At 64.0% G+C, this 15783-nt stretch carries 9 protein-coding genes; 3 read left to right on the top strand and 6 right to left on the bottom strand.

Translation table 11 applies throughout. The features are described 5' to 3' along the window. Positions 1 to 3: 3 nt before the first annotated feature. Genes ACN9MY_RS18120 through ACN9MY_RS18095 form a run of 6 tightly spaced genes read right to left on the bottom strand, consistent with a single transcriptional unit; the run spans position 4 to position 11366 of the window. Positions 4 to 1362, bottom strand: coding sequence for an efflux RND transporter periplasmic adaptor subunit (locus ACN9MY_RS18120; protein WP_426335895.1), 1359 nt, complete (start codon positions 1360 to 1362; stop codon positions 4 to 6). After that, the gene (locus ACN9MY_RS18115; protein WP_426335894.1) at positions 1359 to 7265 is read right to left on the bottom strand and encodes an Ig-like domain-containing protein; all 5907 of its coding nucleotides are present in this window, start codon (positions 7263 to 7265) and stop codon (positions 1359 to 1361) included. Before ACN9MY_RS18115 ends, ACN9MY_RS18120 begins: the two co-directional genes overlap by 4 nt. Position 7266: 1 nt before the next feature. Further along, positions 7267 to 8250 (bottom strand): tetratricopeptide repeat protein, encoded by a 984-nt coding sequence (locus ACN9MY_RS18110; protein ID WP_426318188.1) that lies wholly within the window; start codon positions 8248 to 8250, stop codon positions 7267 to 7269. A gap of 43 nt (positions 8251 to 8293) precedes the next feature. Then, complete coding sequence (locus tag ACN9MY_RS18105; protein WP_426318187.1) at positions 8294 to 9130, bottom strand: phage tail protein; 837 nt, start codon at positions 9128 to 9130, stop codon at positions 8294 to 8296. Between the two features lie 32 nt (positions 9131 to 9162). Then, positions 9163 to 9936, bottom strand: a complete 774-nt coding sequence (locus ACN9MY_RS18100; RefSeq protein ID WP_426318186.1) for an efflux RND transporter periplasmic adaptor subunit — start codon at positions 9934 to 9936, stop codon at positions 9163 to 9165. Continuing rightward, entirely contained in the window at positions 9933 to 11366 is a 1434-nt protein-coding gene (locus tag ACN9MY_RS18095) for a TolC family protein (RefSeq protein ID WP_426318185.1), read from the bottom strand. Before ACN9MY_RS18095 ends, ACN9MY_RS18100 begins: the two co-directional genes overlap by 4 nt. A gap of 612 nt (positions 11367 to 11978) precedes the next feature. Between ACN9MY_RS18095 and ACN9MY_RS18090 the strand changes: the two genes are divergently transcribed. Genes ACN9MY_RS18090 through ACN9MY_RS18080 form a run of 3 tightly spaced genes read left to right on the top strand, consistent with a single transcriptional unit; the run spans position 11979 to position 15770 of the window. Further along, positions 11979 to 13976, top strand: coding sequence for a ferritin-like domain-containing protein (locus tag ACN9MY_RS18090; protein WP_426318184.1), 1998 nt, complete (start codon positions 11979 to 11981; stop codon positions 13974 to 13976). Continuing rightward, on the top strand, positions 13976 to 14923 hold the full coding sequence (locus ACN9MY_RS18085) for a DUF692 domain-containing protein (protein WP_426323783.1): 948 nt from the start codon (positions 13976 to 13978) through the stop codon (positions 14921 to 14923). The genes ACN9MY_RS18090 and ACN9MY_RS18085 overlap by 1 nt, the downstream gene beginning before the upstream one ends. Further along, positions 14910 to 15770 carry a putative DNA-binding domain-containing protein gene (locus ACN9MY_RS18080; protein ID WP_426335893.1) on the top strand — a complete coding sequence of 287 codons (861 nt, stop codon included), beginning with the start codon at positions 14910 to 14912 and terminating at the stop codon, positions 15768 to 15770. The genes ACN9MY_RS18085 and ACN9MY_RS18080 overlap by 14 nt, the downstream gene beginning before the upstream one ends. Positions 15771 to 15783: the final 13 nt, after the last annotated feature.

Raw genomic sequence — 15783 nt, 5'->3', positions numbered from 1 at the left:
CCCTTAAAGTGCGATGAACTGGCGAATGCTGGCCAACGGCCGGCGCAGTATCCAGTAGATCAGTGGTACACGCTCTCCGCCCAGTTTGGCTGTGCCTTTGAGGCCGATACGCTGGCCGGAGGGGGCGTTCAGCCTCGCGCGCACCCGATAGGCGTAGCTTCCGTCCGGACGAGCCACGGCGCGGTGGCTCATGTAGCGTAGCGTACCGTTCAGTGGCGACATTGGCGTCGTGGCCAGGTAGAGATGCAATGGGGCGTCGTCGGCCAGGGGGATGGCGTCGCCAATCGGCACCCAGGCTTCGATTTCAACATCGTCAGGCGCTGCCACCTGCATGATGCGCTCGCCGGTTTGCACCGGACGGCCTATCCATTCGGATGGATCGTCGAACAGGACGATGCCGGCCTGCGGTGCCAACACCCGCGAGCGCTGCGCCTGGCCTTCAAGGAAGTCGGCCTGCGCCTGCTTCTCCGCCACCTTGCCGAGCGCCGCGGCCAGCTGGCCTCGTGCGCGTGGATCGTTGAGCATCAGCTGGGCGTTCTGGCGATACTCTGCCTGTGCGGTGGACAGGGCCTCGCGCGCCACATTCAGCCGGCTGCCAATAGGAGCCTGGTCGAATGAGAACAGCGGCTGGCCAGCCGTCACCACCTGGTTCGGACGTACGGAGATTGCGGCGATCACGCCATCGAGCGGTGCGCGTATGGTGGCCGGATTGGCCGGCACCAGTTCGCCCGGCGCCAGAACCGTCAGCCGAACCGGAAACACCAGCACGGCCAGAAGCACGGCAACAGTGCCCAGCCGGCGAGGCCAGTGCTTGCCCTGGGTACTGCCTCGCCACCACTCGCGTAGCAGCGTGGGCAGGCGGCCCAGTGACCAGCCCGGCGACGGATGCGCGGAGCGCCAGGCGTGCTGCCAGATGTCCATCCATTCGCTCAACAGCGCCAGTTGATGGGGCGGGAGGGCCGCCTCACCGGCCAGCAGCAGGCCGCCTGGACTGGCCAAGCCACGCAGCGGCAACCAGGTCGCGTGCGCTGGCAGCCATTCGTCCCATTCGGCTTTGATGGCAGTTGGAAGCTGGGCTGGATCGATGTCCAGCGGCGTCGTCAGCGTGTGCTGTTCGGAGAGTGTGCGGCAAAGCTGGTCCAGCCACTGCGCGTAGGGTGCATTGGCTTCCACCGTGACCACGCCGGACAGGGTATGCACGCCACTGGACTGGAACCATAGCGCAGCCTGGCGATAAGGCGCCATCGCACGGCTGTCGTTCACCGCCAGGAAGGCCAGTTCGTTGGCACTGGCCGCAGCGCGCGCGCGCTGGGCCAGTTCCAGCAGGAGCAGCAAGGGGTTCTGCAGTGCGCCGTCGTTCATGCCGAGAGCGCCGCCAGACGGGCCGCAGCCGCACTGCGCGCCGCGCGCAGCTGTTCACCGAGACTTGACCGGCCGGCCGGTTCTGCATGCCATTCGCTGTGCTTACCGGCTTGCCCATCCTTGGAAACGACAATCTTGAACACCTGTGTTGCGATATGGCCTTTGCTGTCGCGCGCAATGACCTTGAGGCTCAGGGTGCCTTCGAAAGCCGGCGGTGACGTGCCTTCAAAGCGCCCGGTGCGGGCATCAAACCTGATCCATCCGGGAAGCGGTGAACCGTCCGCCGATTGCGCGCTCAACATGACGCTCGCGCTCTTGCTCGATTGGGCAAAGGCATCGCTGCCTATCTGTACGGATATCCGCTGGCCGCTAGCGCTGCTGACATCCGGGATAGGCCGGTATGCCACCAGCGTATCGCCACCCGGCAGTTCCGGCACGATGGCGATCTGGAAGGTGACACCGGTCGATCCTTGTACATCCCTGAAGGCCGCTCCGCTTTGGCCGGGGTCGGATCCTGGAACCGGTGCCAGTGCGACGGTGGCTGGCAGAATGTCCAGCACCGGTTTGGGCGCGGCGCCCGGCCAACTGGAGGCAATGTCCCCGCCCATGCTGGTCAGCGGCAGCACCAATGGCGCCGTCGCATCCGGGTGGTCCTGCCCCTGCTGTTCATTCCCACCCGGAACGACGGTGAATGGCGCACTGGGCGGGGCAACTGCCATCATCGGCGTAACGGGCAAGGGAATCGCTGGCGGCACCGCAGTATTGATCACCAGCGTGGCGCCGCTATTCCCGGCGGTGTCGCGCACGGCTACTTGGACGCTGCTGGCACCGTTGCTGTTCACGGACCAGGCTCGACCGATGGTGCTGACAGCAGACCAGGTGGTTCCGCCATCTAACGAAGCGTGCAAGGCTTCGCCGGCAGCCAAAGGGGCCGAGAGGGCACCGTCGACGATGCCATCCGTGCTTAGCGAGATGAGCGATGGCGCGGTGGTTGGTGCATTGGTGTCCAGTGTGAATGCATGCTGCAGTGGCATGCCGCTCCCGCTGACGCTGGTAACGCGCGCCATCAGGGTGTTGCTGCCATTGAGCGTCACGTTGGCGCTCCAGCTATTTCCGCTGGCATTTGCCGGGCTCCAGGTGGCGCCGCCGTCGACTGACACTTCCACCGTTTGGCCGTTGAACAGTGGGGCCGATAACGTTCCGCTCACGGTCTGTGCAGCCACGTTGGTGATGAAATCGCTGTTGCTGATGCCGCTATCCGCCGACAGCTGGAAGCCGGTAACCAGTGGTGTGGAGGCGATGGTCAGCTTGCCGGTGCCGCTGCTGGTATTGCCGGCGGGATCGGTGGCGGTCGCAAGGATGTCGTAGCTGCTGTTTTGAGCAAGGGCCAGGGTACCGCTGGCGGGCGTGGCGCTGGAAAGGTCCAGGCTCCAGTGGCCACCGACCGGGCTGACGACGTATTTCGCACCGCCGACCGTGACGGTAAGCGTCTCGCCGCCAGCCAGCGCAGCGCTGCCTGACAGCACCGGCGCCAAATCGCTACTGAACACTGTATTGGCAGATGGACTGACTGGCGCTGTCGTGTCGAAAACATAGGCTTGCATGTGGACCGGACCATCGTTGCCGGCGACGTCGCTGACTTTCACCAGCAGGGTATTGCTGGCACTGAGCGTCTGGCCGCCAAGCGACCAGGTACTTTGGCCGACGCTGGCGCTGGCGGCGTGCCAGCTGGCGCCATTGTCCAGGGAAACGTAAACGGTTTCGCCGGCCCCCAGGTTGGTGGACAGCGTGCCGCTGAGGGTTTGCGCCGCTACGCTGGTGATGAAATCGCTCGCGCTGCTGCCGCTGTCGCCGGAAAAGGATGCGCTGGCGATGGCGGTGGCCGGTGCCGTCATGTCGAGCACGTAGGCCTTGCTGGTAATGGCGCCATCATTGCCGGCGGCATCTGTCATACGCAGCTGCAAGGTGTTGCTGCCGCTTAGCGTGATGCCATCCCAGTTCAGCGTCGTGCCGCTGACCTTGCTGGTGATGTCGGCCCAGGTGGCGCCGTTGTCCAGCGAACCAAACAGCCGTTCGCCGCTTGCCATCGCGGCGCTCAGGTTGGCGCTGATGGTTTGCGCGCTGATGTTGGTGAGCAGGTCGATATTGCTGATGCCGGTGTCGCTGGAGAAGGCGATATTGCTGAAAGCGGCAGCAGGGGCGGCGGTGTCCAGCACGTAGGCAAAGGAGGCGGCGCTGCCGGCGTTGCCGGCGGGGTCGACGACGCGCACTTGCAATGTGCTGCTGCCGGTGAGTACGACGGGTGCGGCAAGCGACCAGCTGTTGCCTGAGGCAAGAGCGGTGGTCCAGGTGGCGCCGTTGTCCAGCGAGACTTGTACGCTGTCCCCGGCCGGCAGGCTCCCGGTCAGCGTGCCGCTGATGCTTTGCGCTGCCACATTGGTGATCAGGTCCGTGCCGGAAATGCCGGTATCGGCCGAGAATGCTGCCGTGCTTCCGGTGACGACAGGCGCAATGGTGTCGATATCAATGTTCTTGTTGGCGCCGAGCGAGCTGGCGGCGCCCGGTGCGGCCAGTGTCAAGGAGGCGCTTTGGCCGCTGGCGCCCGCGTCCGCAATGGTGGCGCCATTAAGGGAAAGGGCGCTGCTGCTGGTGTAATCGAGATCGGCGCTGTTTTCTCCCGCCATCACCGTATAGCTGAAGGTCAGGGTGCTGCTGCCGCTGCCGCCGCTGTACGTAGCGGTACCACCGGAATTGAGTGCCAGCGTCGGCGTGCCGCCGGTAGTGTCAACGTTCACGGTGCCGCTGAAATCGACCGTGATGGTGATGGTGCTGTCAGTGCGATAGGCGCCGTCTGCGGTAGTCGAGCTGATGTTGGTGACACTGGGTTGCGAGCCATCGACCAGAACCGCTGCCGTGCTGCCGACGCTATTCAGCGTGTTGACGCCGATGTTTCCCGCCAAGTCGGATAGCACGCCACCGTTGGATGTCATGGCGCCGACCGTGATGCCGTCGCTGTCGCTGTCGCCGTTGACCACGGTATAGCGGAACACCAGGGCACTGGTGCCGGAGCCGGAAAGGTAGTTGGCATAGCGTGTGGTGGCGCCAATCACCATCGCGATACGCGGCGTGCCGCCACTGGTGTCCACGTATACGGCTTCGCTGAAGTTGACAGTGAAGTCCAGCGTATTTCCATTGTAGTAAGTGGCGTTCGCCGGCACGGACACTGAATTGATCACTGGAGCAGTGGTATCCACTGTCACCGCAATGGCGCTGGACGATGCAGAGACATTGCCGGCTGCGTCAGTTGCCGTTGCAGAGATGTTGTGACTGCCCTCGCCAAGCGTGGTCGAAGTATAGCTCCAGACACCACCGGTGGCGGTCACGCTGCCCAGCAGCACAGCGCCATCGTAGATCCTGACCGTGCTGCCATTCTCTGCGCTTCCCGTGAACGTAGGCGTGTTGACGTTGGTGACCAGGTCGCTGCTGGAAATGCCGCTGTCGATGGTCAGCACCGGCGCGGACGGCGCGGCGGGGCCGCTGGCGTCCAGCACATAGGCTTGGCTGCTTGCCGCGCCCTGGTTGCCGGCGGCGTCCACTACCTTCAGCTGCAGGGTGTTGCTGCCTGTGAGGGCAACGCCCGTCCAGCTCAGCGCGGTGCCGCTGACGTTGCTGGTGATGTTCGTCCATGTGCTGCCGCCATCGAGCGAACCGTACAGGATATCGCCTCCTGCCAGGCTGCCACTCAATGTGGCACTGATGGCCTGGCTGGCGGTATTGGTGATGAAGTCGCCGGCGACTCCGCTGTCGTTGGAGAAAGCCAGGCCGCTGAACGTCGTGCTGGGCGCCGTGGCGTCGTAGACATAGGCCTGGACTAGCACGGTGCCATCGTTTCCGGCAGTGTCGGACACCTTGACGCGCATATTGTTACTGGCGGTGAGCGTGACGCCTGTCAGCGACCAAGTGTTCGTGCCGACCGTCGTGGTGGCCGCGGTCCAGGTGGCGCCGTTGTTCATCGAGACGTACACCGTCTCGCCGGATTGCAGGTTGGCCGACAGCGTGCCACTGACCGTTTGCGACGCGACGTTGGTGTTGAAGTCGCTGCCGGAACTGCCGCTGTCGTTCGAGAAGCTGACGGTGCTGATCGTGGTGGCCGGCGCGACGGTATCCAGCGTATAGCTCTTGCTGTAGGTGCTGCTGTCGTTGCCGGCAGCGTCGGTCACCTTCAGCATCAGGGTATTGGTCCCGCTGCCGAGCGTGGCCCCGTTCCACGTCAGCGTGGTGCCGGAGACCTTGGCGGTGATATCGGCCCAGGTGCTGCCACCATCGAGCGAGCCCTTGAGCACATCGCCCGCGCTCAGCGTACTGCCGAGGGTGGCGCTGATGGTCTGGCTGGAGACGTTGGTGATGAAATCGGTGTTGCTGGCGCCGGTATCGGTTCCCAGCGCCGCGTTGCTGAAGGTGGTGGCCGGCGCCGTGGTGTCCAGGGTGTAGGTGTGCGTATAGGCCGTACTGGAGGTATTGGAATTGGAAACGCGGGCCTGAAAGGTATTGCTGCCGGACAGGGTGGTGGTGGTGCTCCAGCTGCTGGAGCCGACGGTGTAGCTGGTGGCATCGCTCCAGGTATTGCCGTTGTCAAAAGAGACCTGCACCTTTTCGACCGTGCCCAGCGCGCTGCTCAACGTACCGCTGATCGTCTGGCTGGCAACGTTGGTGATGAAGTCGCTGCTGCTGGTGCCGCTATCGGACGACAGCGAGGCGCTGTTGACCACGGCGGCCGGCGCTATCGTCTGGATGTTGATGAAATTAAAATTCTGGAAAAGGGTGAAATCATTTGCGGTCAGCACGATGCTGACTACGTTCCTGACCGTGCTGCCCAAACCTGAGAGGGTTTGCCAGCTGCCGTTTGCCATGCCCGGTGACACCGTGTTGGTATGGTTGCCGGCATCGGTGTATTGGATGCTTATTCCGCTGGCATTGGTGCCCACATCAAGGCCGCTCAGGTCAAACATATAACCAGACTGGGCCGAGATGGTCAGCTTGACGCCACTCCCGGTACTGGTATCGAATGCATACAATCCGTCTGGCCCGAAGGATGCATCCATGCCGACGCCGAAGCTCGGGTCGCCGGCAAAGGTAAAGGTAACGCCATTGACGCTCTTGGTGAACTGGTAGTTCGAATAATCGGCGTCGCTGTTGGTGATGGTGACCAGGGTCAGCAAGTCCTGGTAGTCACTGATGCGCAGCGCCTCGGTTTCAATCTTGCCCGCACGGACTTCAAGCCCCCAGTTGCCGCCTTTGCCGGCGGCGCCGGTCGCGTCGGTCGACGCCGCCACATCGGCGCCGGTCGCGCGTGCCAGGCCATCCAGCAGCGCAGTGCCTTTGCCACCGGCGGCGACATCGCAGGCATAGAACAGCAGGTCGCCGTCGCTGGACAGCGCCTTGCCCAGTTGCGCCAGTTCCCGCTGGGTCGCGGCCGACGACAGCGAGCTCTCGCTCAGGTGCATGGTGCCGAGATCGACCACACCTTGCGCGCCGTGCGACAGGATGTGAATCGCGTCGACATTGCTTTGGCTGGCAGCCCATTGCGCGATTTGCGCCAGGCCGTCCTTGCTGCCGTCGAATTCGACGATGCCGACGCCGGCGCGCAGGCCGGCTTCCAGGGTCTTGTAGTTGGCCAGCGAGGTATCGACGATCGCCACTTCCTTCTTGCCTTGGTCCTTGGCCGGCTCGGCCGCCCGCACCGTGACCGCGGGCGGGACCGGCGGTGCTTCGTGCGCCTGGGCGGCATGCGCAGCATCGGCGACAGCACCGTCGAACATGAAACGCTGCTCCAGCGGCAGCAGTTGGGAGCTGCGGCGCAGGGGGCGGCGGCGTCGATCGGCGGGGAAGGATGAATCGTTCATGTCAGGCTCCAGGGGATGCGCCGGTGGCGCGAGGTGCGGCAAATTTGGCCAAATGGTCGGCGACTTTCCGGTCCAGTCCGGGGCGCCATTCGGCGGGCATGAGGGCCAGGACACTGGCCAGCAGTTTTTCAGCCGGGGCCGGGTCGGCCAGGCTGGCCTTGGCTGCGCTGGCCCACAGGTAGGCCTTGGCCAGGTGTACTGCGCTGGGCGCGCCGGTGTCGGCTTGCGGTGGCAGATGGGCATACAGGACGGCGGTAGGCAGGTAGGCTGCGGCGTAGCCGGCGGCAGCCAGGGCTTCCATATTGCCCAGCGCCGCATTGCTGTCGACCGGGCCGCCATCACCCTGGGACTGCATGATGGCCAGCTGGTACCGTGCCTCGGGCAGGTTGTGTCCCGCAGCCAGTTGGTACCAGTGGCGCGCGCCGGCAAGATCGCGCGGCACGTCGGGATCGTTTTGCAGGTAATTGGCCAGCAACAGCATGGCCGGCGGCGAATTGGCCATCGCGGCCTGGCCGCACAGGTTCAGGCCGCGCACCACATCCCTGGCAACGTAACGACCACGGATGTAGAACTCGGCTGCCGAACACAGCGAGATCTTGTGGCCGCCATCGGCAGCGGCCAGGTATTCGGCCAGCGCGGCGCCCGCGTTTCCAGGTACGTCGGGTGTGCGCATCAGGCAGGTCGCACTGTAGTGCTGGGCGGTCGGAATCTTGCCCCTGGCAGCCTTGGCAAACCAGGCACAGGCGGCATCCTGGTCAACGGGGCGGCCCCAGCCAATTTGGTGAAACAGCCCGAGCATGAATTGAGCCAGTGGATTCTTGCCACTCTGGCGCAGGAATGCAGGATAGGCGTGCGCATAATCGCCTTTGTCCAGCAAAGCGTAGGCGGCATGCAGCGGCTCCGCATGGTCGGATGCCTTTTTTGCGCTCGCTGGCGCCGCAGACAGCGCGGCGGCGAGCAGGAGGGAAATGCGAATAGACTGCATATCGTTCCACTGGCCGCTCTCCCTGAAGAGCGGCCGCGTTGCTTTAGTTGCGGGAAGGGTAAACGCCCTGGGTGGAAATAAAGTAATTCATCACAAGGTAAGGCTGCATATTGCTGAACGGCGTGCTACCGCCGGCCGGGCCGGTGTTGCCGCTGCCCGGCGCGGTGCCGCTCAGCGTGGCGCTGGCCGATGCCGGCAGGGTGACGGGGATCGTGCTGGTGGAGCTCACCGCGATGCTGCCGCCGAAGGTGCCCGCCGCCATGTTGACGTCAGGCGCGGTAGTCGAGTAAATCTTGTTGCTTGGGGAGGCCGTAGTCGCCAGTGCAGCACCTCCGGGAGCCGAGGCTGTACCGTTGCCACTGAACGCTTTCAGCGTCAGGGCGCTGGTATTCGCCGTGAAGGTCGCACCGCTCAGCGCGGCGGTGGCGCCGGTGGCTTTGCTCAGGTCGAGCGTGACCGCGACGCCGTTCAGGCTGGCCGCGCCGGAGCTATGGACGTGGAGAGGCATTTGCGCCATCGTCAGGGTGGCGTTGGCAACGCCGCCAGCTTGGCCCACGGTATAGGGGATGCCATCGGCACCGGTGCCCGCGCCTACCACCACGCGGCCGCGCAGGTCGGGCAGGGCGAACGTGCTCTGCCCGTTGCCGCCATAGGTCGTGCCAAGCAGGGAGAACAAGGCGGAGTTTTGCGAGATGTTCAGCAGCTGACCGGCGGCCGGCAGAAAACCGCGGAAGTCATTGCTGCTCCAGGCCATGATGCAGACTGACGACAAATACGGTTCTGCCGAGCAGGCATAGGCGGCGCTGTTCCAGCCAGCGGCAGCAGCCAGGGTCGCAGTCAGGGTGAGACAACGGGTGATGCGGTGAGAGCGCGAATTCATTGGATCCCCTTTCTTTCCGTTGTGGTAAAAGATCACTTCGGCGTTGGCGGTGTCATCAGCACTTTGCCGCTCATGCCGGCGATCAGCTCGCCGTAGCGGCCTTCGATGACTGCTGTTAATTTGACCGACTGGCTGACCGGGTCGACTTTGGCAGCGATACGCTGCACCTTGGCCGGGTAGGTCTTGCCGGTTTCATCGATACTGACCTGGAAGGCGCTGCCGCTGTGCACCCAGTTGAGCCAGCGCGACGGCACAATGAATTCCAGTTCCAGCGCGCTGTCGTCGATGATCTCCATCAATGCCTGGCCGGGCTGCACATATTGCTGCTCACGCGCCTTTTGCTCGGCGATGCGCCCGGCAAATGGCGCGCTGACCTGGCACTTGCCCAGCAGCGCGCGGCTGGCCCCCACTTCGGCCTGGGCCTTCAGCATTTCCGCCTTCGACACGTCCAGTTCGACCTTGCCAACCGAATTCAGTTGAGCCAGCTTCTGGTTGCCCTTCCAGTTGGTGTCGGCCGCCATCAGCGCCGCCTCGGCCTTGGCCTGCTGCGCTTGCTGCAGCGTGCAGTCGAACTGCACCAGCAACTGGCCCTGCTTGAAAGATGCGCCTTCGGCCAGCGGCAGGCGATTGATCTTGGCGCCAATCTCGGCGGCAAGGGTCGTGTAGCGGCGCGGCATCAACTGGGCACGGATCTCACGGCTATCGAGCGCAGCGCCGACCGTTGGCGGCGTGGCGGCCTGGGTGCTCAACAGGGGTAGGGTGGCAGCTGCCAGCAGGCTGGCCAGAGTGGTGCGTCCAGCGCTCATTTACCGTCCTCAAGCGGCGGCAGCTGGCCCTGGTTCCAGCGTTGCAGCGACTGCCCGACGGCCGCGGTCAGCTGGTCCAGCGGCATGGTGGCGGCACCTGCGATGGCCGGCTCCATGCCCAGCGTCGCCTGCAGGCGCGAGGCAGCGGCCTGTGCGTTGGACAGCGCCTGGTAGCGGCGCAGCTGCGACAGGACAGTGCTGCTCTGCTGCGAAATGCGGTCCAGGGCCGACTGCTTCTGCACTTCGGCCTGGTTGGCGACGTGCTGAGCGATGCGATTGTCGACGCCCGCAATGGCGTCGGCGCGCTCGTACTGGCGGATCGTGTTGGCATATTGCAGGCGCGCGATATGCAGTTGGCTCAGCACGGCCATCTGGGTCGCCATGCGGCGCTGGTTGGCCAGCGCAACACCATCATCGGCCAGGCGCATCTGTGCCGGGGCCGATAGCAAGCCCAGGAGGTTGAAGGAAACCTGTGCGCCGGCTTCGTTCCAGTTGCGGTGGATCAGGTAGTCGTCATTGCTGTGCTTGACGCCATAGTTGAACGACAGGCCAGGGAAGATCTTCAGCAGCGCACGACGGGTTTCCTGCTGGGCGATGCGGGCGTTGTAGATGCCCTCGCGCAGGTCCGGGTTGCGCAATAATGCGTACTCTTCCAGACGATCGACCGGCTGCTGCAGCCAAGCAGCGTTGACTTCGCTGGCCGGCTCGACCACGGTGTAGTCAGCTGTCAGCGGCAAGTTTGCCAGGGTGGCCAACTCGACCTTGCCGGTCGATAGCTCCTGGTCGATCGTTTCCAGCAGGCGCAGGTTTTCCAGCAGCTGGCGTTGGTAACGCAGCGGTTCCAGCGGCGTACGGATGCGGTCGTCCTCAGCCTTGCGTGCATCCTTGAGCGCCGCTTCGGAATCGGCAATGGTCTGGCGCAGCTGCGGCAGCAGTTTTTGCGCCGCCACGACCCGCCAGTAGGCCGAGCGAACGTCCTGCACCAGGTTATTCAGGGCCTTGCGATGGCGCTCGGCGGCGATCAATACACGGTCGGCGTTCTGGCGGGCGGCGTAATAGCTTTGGCCGAAGTCGAGCAGGCTCCAGGAAATGCCAATTTCAGTATTCAGCGCTTGGCGTTCGGAAGAAATATACGGGTGGGCCAGCGACGGTTCACCGGTGACCGAATCGGTGCTGCGCGTGATCAGGTCGTTGCTGCGGTCGCGGTAGCCGGCCGAGGCTACCAGCCTGGGCAGCATATCGTATTTGCCTGCTTCAAAGCTGTCCTGAGCCACTGCCAGTTCCATGGCCCGGAAGCGGCGGTCAGCGTTGTATTTGATGGCGCGGGCGATGGCGTTGTCCAAGGTCAGCGGGCCGTTCAGCGGCTCGACGTCGCGGGCCAGGGCGGTTTTGTCCTCCTGCAGGGTGGCGCGCACTTCAGGCAACGTCAACTTGGCGCTATCGACGTTCAGCGTCGAGCAGCCTGAAAGGATTAGCAGGCTTGCGGCGCCAAGCGCGATTTTGTTTATTGGACGATATTTATTTTGAAGCTTGCAAGGGACGGAGCGCATTAATTTGATTTCTCAGGTTAATGGTGCCAGGTTATCGAGGAGGTAAGGGTTTGGCTTATTGGCGCATAGGATCATAAAATACATGGGATTTTAGACTTGCCTCTGGAAAAACAATATTCTGTTACGCTTCCGAACGAATGTGTAGGATTTCCGCAACCTTCAGGAAAAGGAGGCTGGGCTTGAACTTAGGCTTTCAATTCAACATGTGAGCATTGGAGAGAATTAAACGGGAAGGCGGGCGCATGCTTTTCTACTGTTATAAAAGTATTAATACGTCCTTGCGTTGATAACCAATTATCAGTCCATTTTGTCCGGCTCGTAATTCGCAAGTGTTGCGAAACTCCAAGCAATTCAAGGAGCGGCAACGAAATATTCCGCGAAGTAAATATTTGGAGAGAATTCCAGGCAGGGGACTCGGGCACACTTGCCGAGCTATAGGTCGTAGCGGCACAGCGGGCCGCCCGCTGGTTCACCACCCCGAGGAGAACCTCCATGCAGATTCCATTGTTGGGCAAGACCATCAAGCCGATTACCGGACGCAGCCTGAAGTTCGTCGAGGAAGACAAGTCGGCCGCACGCGCCATGGCGCAAGCGGCCATCAACGTGGAGTTGTTCACCATCCCCTTGTACATGAGCACCATGTACTCGATCCACGGCATGCACCAGATCAATTCCGACGGCACCACCTACTACAAGGGCCGCGAATGGCCGGGCATGTCGACCCGCGCCATGCCGGGCACGCCGAACGCCAAGGCATTCAACATCATCTTCAGTGTGTTCATCCAGGAGATGCTGCATTTGCAGATGGCTTCCAACATCGCCACGGCGCTGGACGTCAAGGCCTCCTTCACCAGCCTGTCGCTGCAGACGAAAGAGCATGGCTGGCATTGCTATGGACCCGACTGCAGTGTGATTCCCCACATCGTCGACCTGAAGAACACCAGTAACTACAGCCATGTGCGCGTCAACCTGGAAGCGCTGAACGAAAACCAGTGCAAGCTGTTCCTGGCCATCGAGCAGCCGGAAAAGGATGCGCGCAAGGAGCTGGAAGCCGATCCTGAGAACGCGAAGAGGTATTTCCCCGAGGTCCCGTTCGCGGGCTGGCAGGTGGACTACACTGAGCGCAACCTGCCGATGTTCGGCACCATCGGCTGGATGTACGAATGCTATGCCCAGTACCTGAGCATCGAATATGCGGATGGCGAGTCGCTGTTTACGAAAATGTTCCGCGCCGGCTCGGTGCAGCAGGACATGTTCAACTCCAAGGCCGATGGCCACCCGAAGAAAGAGTTCCCGCGCTTCGACACCTTGCTGACGACGGAAGACCAGGGCAGCGCCGCCACCGCCTTCGACAAGGTGATCGACATGATGAGTGCGATCTCCGACCAGGGGGAGGGCAATACCATCGAGATCCAGCGCTACCGCAAGCAACGCCTGTTGACTGCGGTGGATGGGAAATACCAGGAAGATCGCGCCGCGCTGGAAGCGGACTATCCATCCTACGACCAGGACGGCAAGCAGGCGCCGTCGCGCGATGCCGCGGCGCGCGGCGACAGCAAAAAGCAGGACCATTTCGAGCGCTTTCTGGAAGTGCGCGAAATCCTCAAGCAGGTCGTGACCTGGGAATCGTGGCATGCGGCATGGGACAAGGAGGGCAAGGGCTGGAGCGCCGCCGACCTGACCAACGCGCAGTACGATCCCGAAACGGCGCCCCACAACATCCCCACGCCGCAGCAGGTAGCCGATGCGCTCAATCGCCTGAAGGCGCAGGGTTCCGCCACCCGCAAGATGCTGAGCGAGGTGGCCGTGGGCGCCATCGCCGGCATCACCACGGTGCTCGACACATACTGGCAGGACCAGGGCGCCAGCTTCCCCTATCCATCGATGGTGGGATCGGGTGACCGCATGTCGATCTGCTGGGCCATCACGGGGCAGTCGGCGGACCTGCGCCACGGCCTGGACGCGCCCGGCAAGGATACCTTGTACCACGCCTGCCAGGGCCTGTCGCTGGCCAAGCCGGATACCGGCGCCAGCTGTGCGGCAATCGAGATCTACCATACCTGCCGCGGTTCCAACGGTTGCCATGCACAGGGCGGCTGCGGCTTCGCGCAGCGCGATACGGGAGGCGGAGGACTGTGCGGCGCCAAGGTGGCGCAGGCGCCTGCTGCAGGCAGCACCGGAAAAGTGACGCCATACAGCGCGCCGAGCGACAACAAGTGCGCCAGCTTCGGCGGCTGCGCGGTGCCGATTTCGGCCTCGCAGCTGTATCCGGAGACGGCGCCGCCTCCGGCCATGAAGCTGTACGACTTCGAGGGGCCGGACCACCAGGCGGTGCCGCTGGGGCAGACCATGGCGTTCACCAAGGGCGACTCGGTGTACGAGAAGGCATGGGAAGCCTACAAGGCGGTAATGGCCAAGCGCGGCGCCCCGGTGACGGCGCCCATGCCGGAGCCGACCGACCTGCGCGTGGCCCTGCCGCCATCCACCTGATGGCAGGCGAAGCGCCCGACAATGTGCGCCAGCGCCTGGGCCTGCCCAATCTTGGGCTCGGCCTGGGCCTGCGCACGCCGCATTTTCAGCACATCCTGGCGCATGGTCCCGGTGTCGACTGGTTCGAAATCATCAGCGAGAATTTCATCGGCCACCACGGCCATGCGCGTCATGTGCTGGAGACCGTGGCGTGCCAGGTGCCGCTGGTCATGCACGGAGTGTCGCTGTCGATCGGCAGCACGGCGCCGCTCAACTTCGCCTATCTGGACGGATTGAAGCGGCTGGCCGGCGACATCGGGCCGGCCTGGGTCTCGGACCACCTGTGCTGGACCGGCGTGGCGTCGCACAACGCGCACGACCTGCTGCCGCTGCCGTTGACGGACGCCTGCCTGGCCCACGTGACAGCGCGCGTGCGCCAGGTGCAGGACTACCTGGAGCGCCCGCTGGTCCTGGAGAATCCCAGCAGCTATGCGGAGTTCCGCGTCTCGCAGATGCCGGAATGGGAGTTCCTCGGACGGCTGGCGGAAGCCACCGGCTGTGGCTTGCTGCTCGACGTGAACAATGTGTACGTTTCGGCCTTCAACCATGGCTTTGACGCGGCGGAATACATCCGGCGCCTGCCGCACGAGCGCATCGTCCAGATCCACCTGGCCGGGCCGGCGGACTGCGGCGCCTACCTGGTCGACACGCACGATGCGCCGGTGCCCGGGCCGGTATGGCAGCTGTACGCGCTGGCCCAGCGCTTGACAGGCGGGGTGTCGACCCTGCTGGAATGGGACGCGAAGATTCCCTCCTACCCGGAATTGCTGGACGAACTGGGTAAGGCGCGCCAGGTCCTCAACGGCGGGATGCCGCAGAGCGTTGCCGCGGCGCGCCGCGAAGACGCCGTTTCGACGCCGCTCGATTTCTGCCTGGGGCAGGGGGATGGCGTCGATGTCTCTGCCTGATTTGCAAGCCTGGTTCCTGACGGTGATGACATCGCCGGGTGGCGTCGAGCAGGGGCAGGCGCTGGCGTTGCAACGCCATGGCTGGCGCCTGGACGACGTGATCGCCCACGGCCATGGGGCAGCGCCTGCCGCGCGCATGCGCATCTACGCCGACGGCTATGTGCTGCGACTGCTGGACTGCCTGCGCGCCGACTACCCACTGCTGCACAAGCTGTTGGGCGAGGACTTGTTTTCCTTCTTTGCGAGAGGCTACATCTGGCGCCATCCTCCATCCACCACATCGCTGTATGACCTGGGCGCGGGTTTTGCCGGCTTCCTGGCCGCGAGCCAGGCGGGACAGGGCGCCGATGGGGCACTGCGGTTGCCGGTCGCGCTGGCGCAGTTGGAGCGCGCCTGCACCGAGGCTGGCCGAGCGCCCGGGCTGGAGGCTGCCGGCCGAGCCGCCGGGCAAGCCGTCTCGCCGCTGGATTGGTTGATGGGGTGCGATCCCTTGCTGCGCACGCCGGCCTGCCTGCGCCTGCTGGACCTGGACGTGCCGGCGCTTGACTATGCGCGCGCCCTGCGTGCCGCCGCCGACGTACCGCCCGCGCCGGCACGCGCACGTTCGCTGCTCGCCGTGACGCGCATGGCATTCCGCGTCGGCATGAAGGAACTGCAGGAGTGGCAATACCATTTCCTGGCCCGGCTGGTGGCCGCCGGTCCCGAGGGCATGCTAGCCAGCCAGTGTTTGCCACTGGCGGCGCGGCACGCCGATTTGTCCGAGCACGACATGCGGGCCAACCTGCTGGCCTGGCTGCCCGGTGCCTTGGCGGCGGGCCTGATTCATAGTCTCCCCTGCAGGCAATGAGCCGGACAAGGGG

The sequence above is a fragment of the Pseudoduganella sp. R-31 genome, assembly GCF_049913235.1.
GTDB lineage: Bacteria > Pseudomonadota > Gammaproteobacteria > Burkholderiales > Burkholderiaceae_D > Rugamonas.
Note: the sequence above shows the minus strand (reverse complement) of the source record. Positions and strands in the feature narration are given on the sequence as shown.

Bases quoted from the DNA above. Each gene is read 5' to 3' on its own strand.
- ACN9MY_RS18120 (WP_426335895.1), bottom strand. From the start codon at position 1,362: ATGAACGACGGCGCACTGCAGAACCCCTTGCTGCTCCTGCTGGAACTG.
- ACN9MY_RS18115 (WP_426335894.1), bottom strand. From the start codon at position 7,265: ATGAACGATTCATCCTTCCCCGCCGATCGACGCCGCCGCCCCCTGCGC.
- ACN9MY_RS18110 (WP_426318188.1), bottom strand. From the start codon at position 8,250: ATGCAGTCTATTCGCATTTCCCTCCTGCTCGCCGCCGCGCTGTCTGCG.
- ACN9MY_RS18105 (WP_426318187.1), bottom strand. From the start codon at position 9,130: ATGAATTCGCGCTCTCACCGCATCACCCGTTGTCTCACCCTGACTGCG.
- ACN9MY_RS18100 (WP_426318186.1), bottom strand. From the start codon at position 9,936: ATGAGCGCTGGACGCACCACTCTGGCCAGCCTGCTGGCAGCTGCCACC.
- ACN9MY_RS18090 (WP_426318184.1), top strand. From the start codon at position 11,979: ATGCAGATTCCATTGTTGGGCAAGACCATCAAGCCGATTACCGGACGC.
- ACN9MY_RS18085 (WP_426323783.1), top strand. From the start codon at position 13,976: ATGGCAGGCGAAGCGCCCGACAATGTGCGCCAGCGCCTGGGCCTGCCC.
- ACN9MY_RS18080 (WP_426335893.1), top strand. From the start codon at position 14,910: ATGTCTCTGCCTGATTTGCAAGCCTGGTTCCTGACGGTGATGACATCG.